This is a genomic window from Tissierella simiarum, assembly GCF_018917865.1.
In the GTDB taxonomy this organism is placed as follows: Bacteria; Bacillota; Clostridia; order Tissierellales; family Tissierellaceae; genus Tissierella_C; species Tissierella_C simiarum.
The window spans coordinates 17,148-30,544 of sequence record NZ_JAHLPM010000004.1; the positions used below are offsets into that span (position 1 = coordinate 17,148).

Below are 13,397 nucleotides of genomic sequence, written 5' to 3' on the forward strand. Positions count from 1 at the left end.
ATGAAGAAACTGCAATTTAATAGAAGGGGTATTACATTAGTAGAACTTCTAATTGCATTAGCTATTTTTGGAATTGTTACTCAGACTATATACTCTATTTTTTTTGTAGGAAACAAATCTTATAATATGAGTAAAAATAAAGGGTTTATACAGCAAGATGTACGAATAGCAGCAGATTTTATTAATAGAGAACTAAGAATAGTGAAGGATATAGCAAAGGATCAGAATGTTTTAGGAGAAAAATATTACTCACTAAGTGTAGAAGAAGGTAAATTAGTTAAAACAACGTTTAATGGAGAGATTTCGGAAGTAAGTATACTATTATCTGGAACACTAAATGGAATTAAATTTAATTATGTTCATGGAGATGTTAAAGGAATTATAACAGTAATGATTGAAGCAGAAGAAAATGGAGAAGCATATAGTTTGAAGTTTAATGTTCTTTTAGAGAATTTACCACGCTATGATAACCCGATTGATCAAAATATAATCTATTATTCTAAATATGAATAGTAGATTATATTGAAATTTATAATTGAATTAAAAGGAGAGAAAATCTTTGAAATTACCTATATCTATTAGTAAAAAAGTTTTATCCATAGATTTTGGAGCTTATGAAATGAAAGTAGTGGAAGGAAAATTTTCTAAAAAAAATATAACTATATATAAGAATTTATCTATTAAAATTCCAGAAGGACTTTATTTAAATGGAGAAATATTAGATAATGAACAACTATCTTATATTATTAAAAATGTATTAAAAGAAAATAAGGTTTCAACAGAATTAGTTTATGGAATAGTGAATAGTTCCTCTATAATTACTAGAGAAATAATTATACCAAAGGTTTCAGATGAAGAAATAGAAGGTATACTAAGTTTCCAGATAAATGATTATATACCTGTTAATCCTGAAAGCTATGTAGTTAAATATAAATTTCTTAGTACTTTTTATGAAGATAATGTAGAAAAACTACATTTACTTTTAATAGGTATCCCAAAAACTATTGTTGAAAATCATTTTAATTTATTAAAAGAAATTGGATTAAAACCTATAATATTAGATTATCAAGGAAACGCTGTTAGTAAACTTTTAGGGTTTAATACTAAGATAAATGAAACTTATCCAATTAAAGATATGACTATAGCTTGTATAGATATGGGATTTAACAATACAAAGATTACTATTGGAAAAAATTCTCTACTGCAGGTAAGCAGGGTAGTTGAAATTGGAGGAAAATATATAGATCAGAATATAATAAACATACTTGATTGTTCTATAGATGAACTTGAAGAAAAGAAAAAAAGTATTGTGGATATTAATGAACAAAATGAAGAATGTACGGACTATAATAGACTTGTAAATATTACAAGAAATTCACTAGAGTCTTTAATGGAAAGAATAGAAATAGTTTTTAGATATTATAAGACTAGAGAAATAGGTAATGAGATAAACTTAGTGCTTCTTCATGGTGGTTTATCTAATATTAAAGAAGTGGACAATCTGTTTTCTAATTATTTTAATATCCCATGTATTAATATGTCACTTTTAGATAAAATTGATTTTAATGATAATTTATTAAAATATGCTAATTGTATTGGTGGATTAATTAGGATGGATGAGGTGTAAATATGAAAGATCTAAATTTCTTTGAATTATACATAGAAAAAATAGATTTTAAAGCTAATAAACAAATAATCTATTATGCTGGTGTTGTGATTCTAGTACTTTTTTTAATTTTTAATATAGCTTACAATCAAATTAGAATAAAGCAGTTAACGAGAGAAGTCGAAATTCTTAAAACTACGGTTGAAGATAAAAAAATAATAAAAAAAGTAGAAGAAATCAAAAATAAAAATGAGAAAGTTAGTGTTTTTAGAGAAACAGTAGATAAGATAAAAAATTTTGATAGAACTATAGAAGATAGTAATATAGTTGATAATTATCTATTAAATACAATTACATCTAAAATTCCAGAAGATTTATTTTTTACCTCTATGAGTTTATACAATAATAGTATTCAAATTGTAGGAATATCTAAGGATAAAATATCTATAGCAGAATTAGAAAAAGGATTAGAGACTATAGAAGACTTTAAAGAGATATTTGTATCAAATATTTCATCACAAGAAGATTATTATAATTTCACTATAAATGTAACTCTTAAGGATGTGAGTATAAATGGAGAAGAAACTACCACTAAATCCGAAGAACAAAATGAGGAAAATGACCAAGAATGAAAAAATACTTTTAATGTTACTTGGAATTGTAATATTGTTTTGGGCAGTATTTAGATTTATCATAGTACCTCAGAAGAATAAATTAGATGTTTTGAGTCAACAAAAAGATGAATATAAAGATAGAATAGTGGAAATCAATAAAATTTTTAAAAAAGAAGATCAAATAAATAAGGATTTGGAAATGTTACATAAAGAAAGAGATCAAATACTAGGAAGGTATTTTTCTAAGTTAGATCAGCCTCAAATAATATATCTACTCAATGACCTAATAGAAGATGATAAACTTTCTGTAGCAGATATAAATTTTAGTAGACCAAGTGAAGAAAAAATAGAAGAAATGGTAGTAAATTATATGGATGTTTCTATTCCCTTTAAAGGTGAGTATGAAGGGGTTATGAATGTAGTGGAGGCTATTAATAAGAGTCCTAGAAAAATACTTGTTGATGGCTTAACTATGGATAAAGGAGAAATAGACCAGCTTTCGGGAAATTTATCTTTAAAAATATATAGTTTAGAAGGAATATCAAATGGAATTGATAATATAGCTTCTATTGCTGATACTGTAGAGAGTATTGAGAGGGAAACACCTTTTTCTCCTTATAAAGACTATAGTGGAAAAACTATCATAGATAATAGTGAAGAGATATTTGATAGAGAAGAAAACATGAATGACTATTCTGAAGAAATTAGAGGTGGAATTTCAGAGTCAAAAGATCATGCTAGTGAAACTTTAATAGACTTTGAAAATGAAAGTTTTCATTTTATTCCTTCTCATCCATTGGTAAAAGGAAGTGTTGGACAATCAACTGTAGCTAAATCTAAGAAATCCTCTTTAAGATTTGAATATAATATATTAGCCTTAGAAGAAGAAAATAGAGCTTATGTTGATTTATCTAAGAGTGATGTTGAGATTAAATATCCACCTAATTCTATAGGCATTTGGGTTTATGCTTATGGCTATTCACCAGGAACTTTGGGAATAAGATTTAAAGGACAAGTTGGAGAAATGTTAGATGTAGAGCTATCCAAAGGAGTTAGCTGGATTGGATGGCAATACATAGAAATAGTACCACCTGCAGATTTAAGTTTATATCCTTTGAAGCTAGATAAAATTTATTTGGAAATATCTTATAATAGAGAAGATTACGGAGTATTATTATTTGATAAATTAGAAGCATATTATCCAGCTAATAAAAATTTAGATAAATCTTTTTATTCCTTTTATATAGTGGAAAAAGGAGATACCATAGAAAAAATAAGTATGAAATTATTCGGAAACCAAGACTACAGAAAAAAAATAATGAAGATTAATGATATAAAACAGGGAGATATTTTAAATGAAGGAAAGATTCTTGTATTGCCAAGAAAGTAAAGGTGATGATGAAAATGATAAAGAAATATAGAATAATATATATTTTAATATTGATTATCTTAACTTCAACCAGTAAAATAGCTTTTTCTGAAACTCTTGAAGAAAAATATGTTCAGGGAAGAACAGAAGGGGATCAATTAGGTTATTATGGAGGTAGGATAAAAGGTTTACAAAATTCCTCCAGTAAAGTTACTATTTCAGATTATGAAGCGAGACCTAAAGATACAGAAATCTTAAAGAATTATGAAAGTTATTTAGTGGGGAAAGATAGTATTTATAAAAATTATTTTTTACTTGGATTTTATGAAGGTTTTGCAAGAGGCTACAATGAGACTATAACATCAAATCCAAATACAATTTACTCAAAACAAGAAAAAATAAACTATGCTGATGTCTTAGGTTTAATCCTAGGAGAAATCTATGGTTATAGAGATTTTTATAATAAGACTAAATCTAATTACTATAAAGCTATGCCTACTGAGAAGGATATAATAGATATGTTTAACTTAAACATGGAGGTTAGTAGTTATAAAAATAACTTTATTAGAATTTTTAAAGAGAAATTTAGAGAAGGATATGAAATAGGATATGCTAAAGGGAATATGGATCCTATAAAAGAATCTTATGACGCTGGTATTAAAGATGGAGATAATCTTGGAGAAATTTTAGGCAATATATATGGAGCTAAAGATTATTATGAGAATAAGACTAGTGTTTATACTAGAGATATTCCTTCTGATTATGAAATTCAAAGGAATTATTCCCTAAATAAAGATTCCACAGAATATAAAGATGGATTTTTAGTAGGTTTTAGAAAAGCCTATGAAAAAAGTTATAATGCTTCTTTTAGGACTGCAAATGTTAATGAAAAGGAAAGAGAGTCTAAAGGAGCTTATGAAAACGGTAAGGAAGTAGGGATAGTAAGGGGAAAAGCTTTTGCCCATACTGATTATTTAAATGAAGATCCCAATAACTGGAAAAAACATAAAAGTATTTCAACAGAAATTATTAAAGAATATAATTTAGTTTTGTATTCTTCAGATTATAGGCAAGGATTCATTAGTGGATATTGGGATGGTTTTTCTGAAGGCTACAATACTACTTATTTAGAATTAAGTAAAAATGAATCTTCTAAAAAGATAGTGTCTAGCACTATACCTATATCTGGTGGAGAAGTGGATAGTTTAGATACTTCTTTAAGAGTAAAGATTGAAAAAGGAACTTACTATAATCCTGTTGCTTTATCTATAGATACAATATCAGATAATAACTTTTCATTGGAAGATAAATATATTAAAGCATCAAATTTCTATAAACTTAAAGTTTCTAATAAATCTAAGAATTTAAATGATAAAAAACTGGTTGAGGTAAGGTTTGAATACTATGGAAATTTTAATGGGGGGATATACAAACTAGTAGATGGAAAATGGTATTATATTCCTTCTGTTATTGAAGATGGTTTTATTAAAGCTAGAATTAAACCAAGTTCTATTAAGAAGGATGGAAATGTTTATGTTGTTCTAATTGACAATAACAACATATCTCTTCAAGATATTAGAAATCATTGGGCTAAAGATGAGATAATTACTTATGTAAAAAGAAATATAATAAGCGGCTATGGTAATAAGTTGTTTAAACCAGATAAAAATATAACTAGAGGAGAATTTTTAACTATTTTAAGTAAGGTATATGGTTGGGAATTACCTACTAATTTAGATAACGTTAAAGTATTTAAAGATTTTAAATCTTTTGAACCTATGGATAAGGTTATAAGTTATTCTATTGAAAAGGGATATATTTCTGGTTATTCTGATAAAACATTTAAACCTAATAAGGCTATTTCATATAGAGAAGTAGAAATAATAATGAATAGAGTATTAAATTCTGAAGATTTTAAATGGTATAATGTTGCTACAAAAATGTTGTATGATAAACAAATTCGATGTAAAAGTTATGATAGTATGGATAAGGAAATAACAAGGGCTGAAGTTACTTATATGCTGTATATATTAAATGAATGGAAATATTAGTTTAAATTGAATGGAATAAAAGGTTTTACCTTAATTGAGTTAATATTAGTATTAGCCTTGTTATCTCTTTTCCTAGTTATTGGATTGCCTAATATAAAATATATAACTTATATGAAAGAAAAACAAGAACTTAGAGAATTTAAAAGGGATATAGCCTATGCCAGAAATAATGCTATAGTTCAACGCAAAATATACAATTTGACTATTGATCAGAAGAATAACGGGTATATTATAATTAAGGCAGATAAAATACCTGTTATAGTTAAAGACGTGTCCTTTAAATACGGTACAATTGTACTTAGAAATAATTTTAATAATTCAATTAATTTTTATCCTACAGGATCTCCCAGTGTGGGAGGTACAATTTATTTAACTAATAGTAAAAAAGAATCTATTAAAATAACTATAACTCCTGCTACTGGTAAGATAAATTTTTATATTAACTAAAAAGTAGGTTGGTTATTATGAAAAGAAAAGGCTTTTTATTCTTTAAAGTCTTAATAGGCGTATTTTTGCTAGGTATTATAGCAGTTACTGCTTTACCTACAATAAGTTCTGTATATAATAATTTTAATATTTTAAAAGATAAAATGGAAATGATCTATATAGGAGAAATGATTGTTGAAAAGATTAAAGCTTTTAATGATGACTATTTAGAAGACGATTATATTTTTGATATGAAATTACATCATTTAATTGAAGAACTAAGGCTAAATGATTCAGTAAAGATAACTCTTCCTAGAGAAGACAAAGAGTTTGACTATTACTGTACAGTTTTAAAAAATGGAGATCATTCTGATATATGGGAACTTTATGTTACTGTCTACCCTAAAGAAGAGGAGAGTAGATTGAAGAATGTGGAATATAAAGTCTATTTACCAAAAAAGTAGGGGATTCACTCTGATTGAAATTCTTTTAATTTTATCTTTAATCTCTTTAATAATCATTTCTCTATATTCAGTTCTTAATTTTTGTGTTAGTGCGTGGGAAGACGGAAATAGAAAGGATGAAATAATACTAAACGGGAGATATGGAATAGAGTTTATTAAAACCGAAATCAAAACTGCTGATAAAATCATATCTTCTAATAAAATAGATGATTTTAATTTTACTTATCCAAACAATATTGGTTTTGTTATTTTAAGATACAATTCTAATGAATATCAATATATTACATACTATCTATCTAATGATAAATTAATAAGAATTACAGATAAAAGAGTAACGAAAAAATATCCTTCCATTAATACTTTTAGTGGATTCAATGAAATATGTGAATATGTAGATACCATAGAGAGGACAAACGTTGATTTTAGTAAAAATATGATTTATTTAAATATTACTATGAGTTATAATAATAGAAAAGTCCTAGAGTTTAAAACAAATATTTTCATTCGCTGTCCTGTTGAATATTAATTTAATGGGGTGTTGCCATGTTAAAGCAACAGGGATTTATTTATATTATTGCTTTAATAGTGATGACTATAACAATAATGATTTCTCTTTACTTAATTTATATTTTTGAACTAGATTATTTAATACTAACTTATAACAATAATAATACTCAATCTTACTATTTAAGTGAAGGAAAAATTTATATGTGTTTATATAAAGATGAATACTATATAAATCAGTTGTATCCTATAATATTAGACGAATTTAGAAAAGAATCTATAAAACCTTTATCGAGAAAAGTTATATTAAATAAAAAGGATCTAGAAAACGGTGATACTTATAATAAGATATCCATTGATTTTGTAGATCGAGATATGAGAAAGAATTTTCAAATTGTTGCTGAAAGTAAATGGAAAGAAATTTATACAAAAGTTACTTCCTATGGGACTTTAGTAAATCATTTTTTTGAAATGAAATTGCCTATACTTGGAGAACATTTTTTAATAGAAGAGTCGCTTCATGATTTTAATGAGTTGTTAGATAATATAATTAAAAATATTGATATAAATAATTGTGGTAGATCTTTAAGAATTTTTGGATTAGAAACTATAGATTATGAAACTATTGTTTTAAATAAAGTAGATAAAAAAAATTATCAAATTCAATGTTTTAGGAATGATTTACTGGTTCCTCGTATTGAAAATTTTTCTAATAATGAGGTATTTATCGTTATAAAGAATCAAATAAATAAGCCTATTAATCTAATTATTGGTTCACAGGATGCCGTAGAGGATAAAATAGATATGAATGGTATTATCTATGTGGAAGGTGATATTATTATTTCTAGTGCCTTTAATTTTAACGGTATACTTATTGTCAATAATGGTATTATTACGGTAGAATCGAAAGAAAAACCTAATATGAAAGGAATTATCTTACTAAAAGATTGTTTAGATCATGATGTTTTAGAAAATAAAATCGATATACTATATGATAGTAAAATAATCTATAAATATGGTACATATTTACCAGGATTTATTGAGCCTAAGATAGATGTAATAAAAATTTTTTAATTTTAAGGAGGGACTTAATATAGAACTTCGTAATTTGCTAGAAGATAGTGTATTGTATGGAGTAAATAAACTTATGGATGAAAGGGAAGATATCTGTAAATGTAATAAATGTAAATTTGATATCGCTGCAGTTGCTTTGAATAGTTTACCACCTAAATATGTAGTTACTGAAGCCGGTGGCTTATATGGAAGGGTAAAAAATTTAAACTATCAGTTTGAAACAGATATTATTATGGTTGTTGCAAAGGCTATGGATATAGTGAGCAAAAATCCTAAACATGAATAAATAGGTGATTTTTTTGAAAAACATTGTTTTGATTGGAATGAGTGGAATAGGAAAGACAACTATAGGAGAGTATATTTCTTATAAGTTAAAAAAAGATTTTACGGATACGGATAATTTAATAAGCAATAATATGAAATTATCTATAGAAGATATATTTCTAAAGTTTGGAGAAAAACATTTTAGAAACTTGGAAAGAGAAGTTGTAAAAAAGATTTCTTCTAAGGAAGATCTGGTTATTTCCACTGGTGGAGGAATTATATTGAATCATAAAAATATAACAGACCTAAAGAAAAAAGGTATAGTTTTTCTTCTAGATGGATCAATTGATATTATTGTGAGCAATATAAAGAAGTCTAGTGTCAGCAGACCGTTACTTAAATCCACTTCTAATTTATATGAAAAAACTACAAGTTTATATAATAATAGAAAAAATCTATATTTTTCTTCTGCTGATTATATTATTTTAGTAGATGATAAATCTGTCGAGGAAATAGGAGATGAAATTATCAAGATTTTTAATAAACTTATGTCTTGTGGTAAATTATAGAGATTGGTATAATAAAACTGATAGATGAGGAGATATAATATATGAAAATACTCATTATTCATGGTCCCAATTTAAATTTACTAGAAAAAAGAGATAAATATATTTATGGTGGGACTTCTCTAGAAGGTATAAACAGATTATTAAAACAAAGGGCCAAAGAATTAGGTATGAATGTTGAAATATTTCAGTCTAACCATGAAGGAGAAATAATTGATAAATTACAGGAAACATTAGAGAATGAAGTTAGTGGTGTAGTCATTAATCCTGGTGCATTTACTCACTATAGCATTGCCATTAGAGATGCTGTCGAAATTCTAAAAGTACCTGTAATAGAAGTTCACTTATCAAACATTTATAGCAGAGAGGATTTTAGAAGTAAATCTGTTATTGCACCTCTTTGTAGGGGGCAGATAAGTGGATTTGGAATTTCCAGCTATATACTAGCATTGGAAGCACTAAAATTATTAGATAGGAATATTGATAGGAGGTAAATAAATGATATCAGCAAGTGATTTTAGAAAAGGATTAACTTTTGAAATGGATGGAGATGTATATCAAATTATAGATTTCCAACATGTAAAACCTGGAAAGGGAGCGGCTTTCGTTAGAACTAAAATTAAAAGTGTTATGACTGGTGGAACTAAAGAAGTAACTTTTAATCCAAGTGAAAAATTTGAAAAAGCTCTTATTGAAACTAAAGAAATGCAATATTTATATAATGATGGTGAACTATATTATTTCATGGATTTAGAAACTTATGAGCAATTACCTTTAAATAAAGAAGCAGTAGAAGAAGCAATGGTATATATTAAAGAAAATGACAATGCAACTATACGATTTTACAAAGGAAAGGCATTTGAAGTATTGCCACCAAATTTTGTTGAATTACTTATAACTAGTACTGAACCAGGAGTTAAAGGTGATACTGCTAGTGGCGCTACTAAGCCAGCTACTGTGGAAACTGGTGCTACTATAAATGTACCATTATTTATAAATATTGGAGATAGAATTAAAATTGATACAAGAACTGGTGATTATTTATCTAGAGTATAGGCAATAATATTTTTAAAATAAAATTAGGAGGGATAACTAATGGATTATTTAATGCAAAAAGTATCTTATCTAAAAGGATTAGCTGAAGGATTAGGTATTGAAGAAGATAGCAAAGAAGGTAAATTACTTCTACATATAGTAGATACCTTAGAAGAATTTGCAGATGTTCTTGATGAAGTAATAGATAATCAAGTAGATTTAGAAGAATATGTTACTTTTATTGATGAAGATTTAGCTGATGTTGAAGATGAACTATATGGAACAGACGAAGATGATGATTATGATTTCGATGACTATGAAGACTATGATGATTATGATGAATGTGTTGATTTAGGTTGTAGTTGTTGTGAAGAAGAATAAGAAACTATTTTTAAATTAACTGAAGTAATAATTAAAGAATAGAAATTGTTAAAATATAGAACGGATTCTAATGAACCCGTTCTATATTTTATTACCTTAAGTATATTAGCAATATTGTATAAGAAAATGAAATGTCAAAAATTCAACATATATTAACAAAAAATAACCTTGATAAGAAACAAAAAATTATTAATAATAAAGTTAAAAAGGTAAATTAACATAAGATTCATCATACATACTTTGCTTTTAGGGATAGTACTAAATTAGTATTACATATTTATTAGGTTGTTTAATAACTAAAATCATTAATAAAAAAGTCGCCCATTTTCTAGCAGCATGTTAAACACTACACAAGGGAATCTCTAGAAAGGAAGATTATAATAATTACAACACTTAAAAAATATTTAACAACCTATTTTATGTTCTTCGTAAAAAATTACAAAAGACATATAATAAATATATTTCTCAATTATACCTAATCATCCCACTTTTTGTATTATACTAAAGGATATTAAAAAAGTAATTAGCAATGAGTAAAGGATTAAATCTAACAAATTGCTTTAGAATAAATAGGATTTAATTTCAAAGCAATAGTGGGTGGAGAATTTCAAGCTAATTATTTAACAAGTTTTTGATATAATATAAAAAGGTGTTCGTGTAAAGAACTTATGGAAGAAGGTGATTAATTGGAAAATTTCATGGAAATATATGACCTTATTGATTTAAAAATGATGCAAAATATATTAGATCATTTTGCAAAAGCTACAGATCTTTCTTTTGTTACTGTAGACCATAAAGGAAACCCTGTTACTAGGTATAGTGGATTTACTAATTTTTGTGACAAACTGAGAAATTTTGAAGAATATAAGAAACGATGTTATAAATGTGATGAATATGGAGGGATCAAAGCAGCGATTACTGGAAAACCATATTTTTATATATGTCATACTGGTTTACTGGATTTTGCTATTCCTATTATGATAAAGGGAAAGTATTTAGGTGCAGTTTTGTCAGGGCAAGTTAAAGTTGAGGAAAATCGTAAAAAAGAGTTGGATTTGATATTATCTCAAACTAATGGCTGGGAATGTAACTTAGAATTGAAAAATGCCTATGATGAAATACCTGAAGTTCCTTTTGATAAAATATCTTCAACAGCATATACTTTACATGAAATGTCTAAATATATAGTTGAAAAGGAATATATAAATATTGCAAAAGAAAAGCTGAACAATAAATATATGAAGCAAATGGAAGAACAGAAAAAACGAATTGAATTAGAAAAATCTTTGAAAGAATCAGAACTTAAAGCGTTACAGTATCAAATTAATCCTCATTTTTTATTTAATGCCTTAAATACAATATGTAGACTTGCATATATAGAAAAAGCAGAGAAAACTGAAGAAATAGGATATGCTTTTTCTGAGATGATGAGATATGTTCTTAAAAAAAACAACTCTCAGCTTATAAAGATAAAAGATGAAATGACTCATAGTAATAATTATTTTAAAATACAAAAAATAAGATTAGGGGAAAGATTGAGTTATAGTATAGATATTCCTGAAAAATACAATAATGTAGAATGTCCTTTTATGATATTGCAACCTCTAATTGAGAACAGTGTAAAATATGTGGTAGAAGTAAGAGTGACAGGTGGAAATATTAAAGTTAAAGGTTATGATGATGATAAAGATTTAATAATAACAATAGAGGATGATGGCGATGGAATACCAGAAGAAAAAATAAAAGAATTATTATCTATGAACGGTTCGAATATTAATCAAAAAAATATATCAAAAGAATCTATAGGAATATCTAATGTCAATAAAAGATTGATTCACTTTTTTGGAAATGAATATGGATTAGAAATTATCAGTCCTAATAAAGTTGAAGCTGGAACTGTTATAAAGATAAAAATTCCTTTAAAAGGTACTCCAAACTTGCTGTAATTATAATATTCTTTGCTTTCCTACAATAATAAAAGGAGGCAGGAAAATGTATAATATATTGATAGTTGAAGATGAAGAAATAGAGAAATTTGCATTAAAATCTATGATACTAGACAATATAAAGAATGTTCAAATAGTAGGAGAAGCTAAAAATGGTTATGAAGCTATAGAGATTATAGATAATAAAACAATAGATTTAGCTTTTATGGATATAAATATACCTGGTATAAATGGATTAGAGGTAGTACAGTATTTAAGAACTAAACATCCAAAATCAAATGTAATAATAATTACAGCTTATGATAAATTTGAAATGGCTCATGCTGCTATAAAACTTAGAGTAGATGATTATTTACTTAAACCCGTGAGACCTTCAGTTTTAATAGAGTCTGTAGAAAAACATCTAAATAGCTTAGATGACAATAAGGTTATATCTGAATATAATCAATATATTTTAAAACTAAAAGAAGAAATCTATAATCAATCCTATATTGAATCTATAAAGATAGTAAAAAATTATATAGATGAAGTTTATCAGTCAGTATATTACAATAATCTAATATCAAAGTCCTTAGAATTATTTGGCATGGGAATAATAGATGTGGCAAAAAGCATGGGAGTAAGTGCCATAGACGAACTAAATATTGAGTTAAACAAAATAATAGATTCTAATATTTACAATAAAAAGAAGTATAGGCTATACAATGACTTAAAAAAAATGATAGATATAATATTTTTGGATTTAGATAATAAGAGAGAAAATTCTGAAAAAAGTACAAAATCGATTATCAACTACATTGAGATTAATATAAAAAAAGGAGTTACATTGGAAGATGTGGCGAACTATTCAAATAGAAATGTATACTATTTAAGCAAGCTATTTAAAAAAGAGATGGGAATAAATTTTATAGATTATTTAACTAATAGAAAGATTGAAATAGCCAAGGAAATGTTATCTGATACTGATATGACTATGAAAAATATATCTATGGAATTAGGCTATAATGAACCAAACTATTTTAGTAAAGTATTTAGAAAGAATGTAGGCATTACTCCTTCAAAATATAGAGAAGAAGCTTTAAAAAAGAAATAAAAGA

The 13,397-nt window shown here is 26.2% G+C and carries 16 protein-coding genes; all 16 read left to right on the plus strand.

The features are described 5' to 3' along the window. The 16 genes from KQI42_RS05800 (at window position 1) to KQI42_RS05875 (ending at window position 13,393) form a co-directional block, all read left to right on the plus strand. Window positions 1-513, plus strand: coding sequence for a PilW family protein (locus KQI42_RS05800; RefSeq protein ID WP_216517708.1), 513 nt, complete (start codon window positions 1-3; stop codon window positions 511-513). Window positions 514-559: 46 nt separating this feature from the next. Further along, window positions 560-1,627 carry a pilus assembly protein PilM gene (gene pilM, locus KQI42_RS05805; protein ID WP_216517710.1) on the plus strand — a complete coding sequence of 356 codons (1,068 nt, stop codon included), beginning with the start codon at window positions 560-562 and terminating at the stop codon, window positions 1,625-1,627. Window positions 1,628-1,629: 2 nt separating this feature from the next. Beyond that, window positions 1,630-2,238: a PilN domain-containing protein gene (locus KQI42_RS05810; protein ID WP_216517711.1), complete on the plus strand. Its 609-nt coding sequence runs from the start codon at window positions 1,630-1,632 to the stop codon at window positions 2,236-2,238. Further along, window positions 2,180-3,610 carry a LysM peptidoglycan-binding domain-containing protein gene (locus KQI42_RS05815; protein ID WP_216517713.1) on the plus strand — a complete coding sequence of 477 codons (1,431 nt, stop codon included), beginning with the start codon at window positions 2,180-2,182 and terminating at the stop codon, window positions 3,608-3,610. Before KQI42_RS05810 ends, KQI42_RS05815 begins: the two co-directional genes overlap by 59 nt. Window positions 3,611-3,624: 14 nt before the next feature. After that, window positions 3,625-5,640 (plus strand): S-layer homology domain-containing protein, encoded by a 2,016-nt coding sequence (locus tag KQI42_RS05820; RefSeq protein ID WP_216517715.1) that lies wholly within the window; start codon window positions 3,625-3,627, stop codon window positions 5,638-5,640. Window positions 5,641-5,646: 6 nt separating this feature from the next. Further along, the gene (gene comGD, locus KQI42_RS05825) at window positions 5,647-6,087 is read left to right on the plus strand and encodes a competence type IV pilus minor pilin ComGD (RefSeq protein ID WP_216517717.1); all 441 of its coding nucleotides are present in this window, start codon (window positions 5,647-5,649) and stop codon (window positions 6,085-6,087) included. A gap of 17 nt (window positions 6,088-6,104) precedes the next feature. Beyond that, entirely contained in the window at window positions 6,105-6,530 is a 426-nt protein-coding gene (locus tag KQI42_RS05830; RefSeq protein ID WP_216517719.1) for a hypothetical protein, read from the plus strand. After that, window positions 6,496-7,056, plus strand: coding sequence for a prepilin-type N-terminal cleavage/methylation domain-containing protein (locus tag KQI42_RS05835; protein WP_216517721.1), 561 nt, complete (start codon window positions 6,496-6,498; stop codon window positions 7,054-7,056). Before KQI42_RS05830 ends, KQI42_RS05835 begins: the two co-directional genes overlap by 35 nt. Before the next feature lie 17 nt (window positions 7,057-7,073). Continuing rightward, window positions 7,074-8,108, plus strand: a complete 1,035-nt coding sequence (locus KQI42_RS05840) for a hypothetical protein (RefSeq protein ID WP_216517723.1) — start codon at window positions 7,074-7,076, stop codon at window positions 8,106-8,108. A gap of 34 nt (window positions 8,109-8,142) precedes the next feature. Next, entirely contained in the window at window positions 8,143-8,394 is a 252-nt protein-coding gene (locus tag KQI42_RS05845) for a late competence development ComFB family protein (RefSeq protein WP_246566179.1), read from the plus strand. Between the two features lie 13 nt (window positions 8,395-8,407). Next, window positions 8,408-8,941 carry a shikimate kinase gene (locus KQI42_RS05850; RefSeq protein WP_216517725.1) on the plus strand — a complete coding sequence of 178 codons (534 nt, stop codon included), beginning with the start codon at window positions 8,408-8,410 and terminating at the stop codon, window positions 8,939-8,941. Window positions 8,942-8,982: 41 nt separating this feature from the next. Further along, window positions 8,983-9,432, plus strand: coding sequence for a type II 3-dehydroquinate dehydratase (gene aroQ, locus KQI42_RS05855; protein WP_216517727.1), 450 nt, complete (start codon window positions 8,983-8,985; stop codon window positions 9,430-9,432). Window positions 9,433-9,436: 4 nt separating this feature from the next. Then, on the plus strand, window positions 9,437-9,994 hold the full coding sequence (gene efp / locus KQI42_RS05860) for an elongation factor P (RefSeq protein ID WP_216517729.1): 558 nt from the start codon (window positions 9,437-9,439) through the stop codon (window positions 9,992-9,994). Between the two features lie 39 nt (window positions 9,995-10,033). After that, window positions 10,034-10,354, plus strand: coding sequence for a CD1247 N-terminal domain-containing protein (locus KQI42_RS05865; protein ID WP_216517731.1), 321 nt, complete (start codon window positions 10,034-10,036; stop codon window positions 10,352-10,354). A gap of 686 nt (window positions 10,355-11,040) precedes the next feature. Next, window positions 11,041-12,300, plus strand: coding sequence for a sensor histidine kinase (locus KQI42_RS05870; protein ID WP_216517733.1), 1,260 nt, complete (start codon window positions 11,041-11,043; stop codon window positions 12,298-12,300). A gap of 46 nt (window positions 12,301-12,346) precedes the next feature. Continuing rightward, on the plus strand, window positions 12,347-13,393 hold the full coding sequence (locus tag KQI42_RS05875; protein ID WP_216517735.1) for a response regulator transcription factor: 1,047 nt from the start codon (window positions 12,347-12,349) through the stop codon (window positions 13,391-13,393). Window positions 13,394-13,397: the final 4 nt, after the last annotated feature.

What these genes read in the sequence shown, in the direction of transcription:
- KQI42_RS05835 (WP_216517721.1), top strand. Translation starts at nt 6,496, where the DNA reads ATGTGGAATATAAAGTCTATTTACCAAAAAAGTAGGGGATTCACTCTG.
- KQI42_RS05840 (WP_216517723.1), top strand. Translation starts at nt 7,074, where the DNA reads ATGTTAAAGCAACAGGGATTTATTTATATTATTGCTTTAATAGTGATG.
- efp (WP_216517729.1), top strand. Translation starts at nt 9,437, where the DNA reads ATGATATCAGCAAGTGATTTTAGAAAAGGATTAACTTTTGAAATGGAT.
- KQI42_RS05810 (WP_216517711.1), top strand. Translation starts at nt 1,630, where the DNA reads ATGAAAGATCTAAATTTCTTTGAATTATACATAGAAAAAATAGATTTT.
- KQI42_RS05815 (WP_216517713.1), top strand. Translation starts at nt 2,180, where the DNA reads ATGGAGAAGAAACTACCACTAAATCCGAAGAACAAAATGAGGAAAATG.
- KQI42_RS05800 (WP_216517708.1), top strand. Translation starts at nt 1, where the DNA reads ATGAAGAAACTGCAATTTAATAGAAGGGGTATTACATTAGTAGAACTT.
- KQI42_RS05820 (WP_216517715.1), top strand. Translation starts at nt 3,625, where the DNA reads ATGATAAAGAAATATAGAATAATATATATTTTAATATTGATTATCTTA.
- KQI42_RS05865 (WP_216517731.1), top strand. Translation starts at nt 10,034, where the DNA reads ATGGATTATTTAATGCAAAAAGTATCTTATCTAAAAGGATTAGCTGAA.
- KQI42_RS05830 (WP_216517719.1), top strand. Translation starts at nt 6,105, where the DNA reads ATGAAAAGAAAAGGCTTTTTATTCTTTAAAGTCTTAATAGGCGTATTT.
- KQI42_RS05875 (WP_216517735.1), top strand. Translation starts at nt 12,347, where the DNA reads ATGTATAATATATTGATAGTTGAAGATGAAGAAATAGAGAAATTTGCA.
- aroQ (WP_216517727.1), top strand. Translation starts at nt 8,983, where the DNA reads ATGAAAATACTCATTATTCATGGTCCCAATTTAAATTTACTAGAAAAA.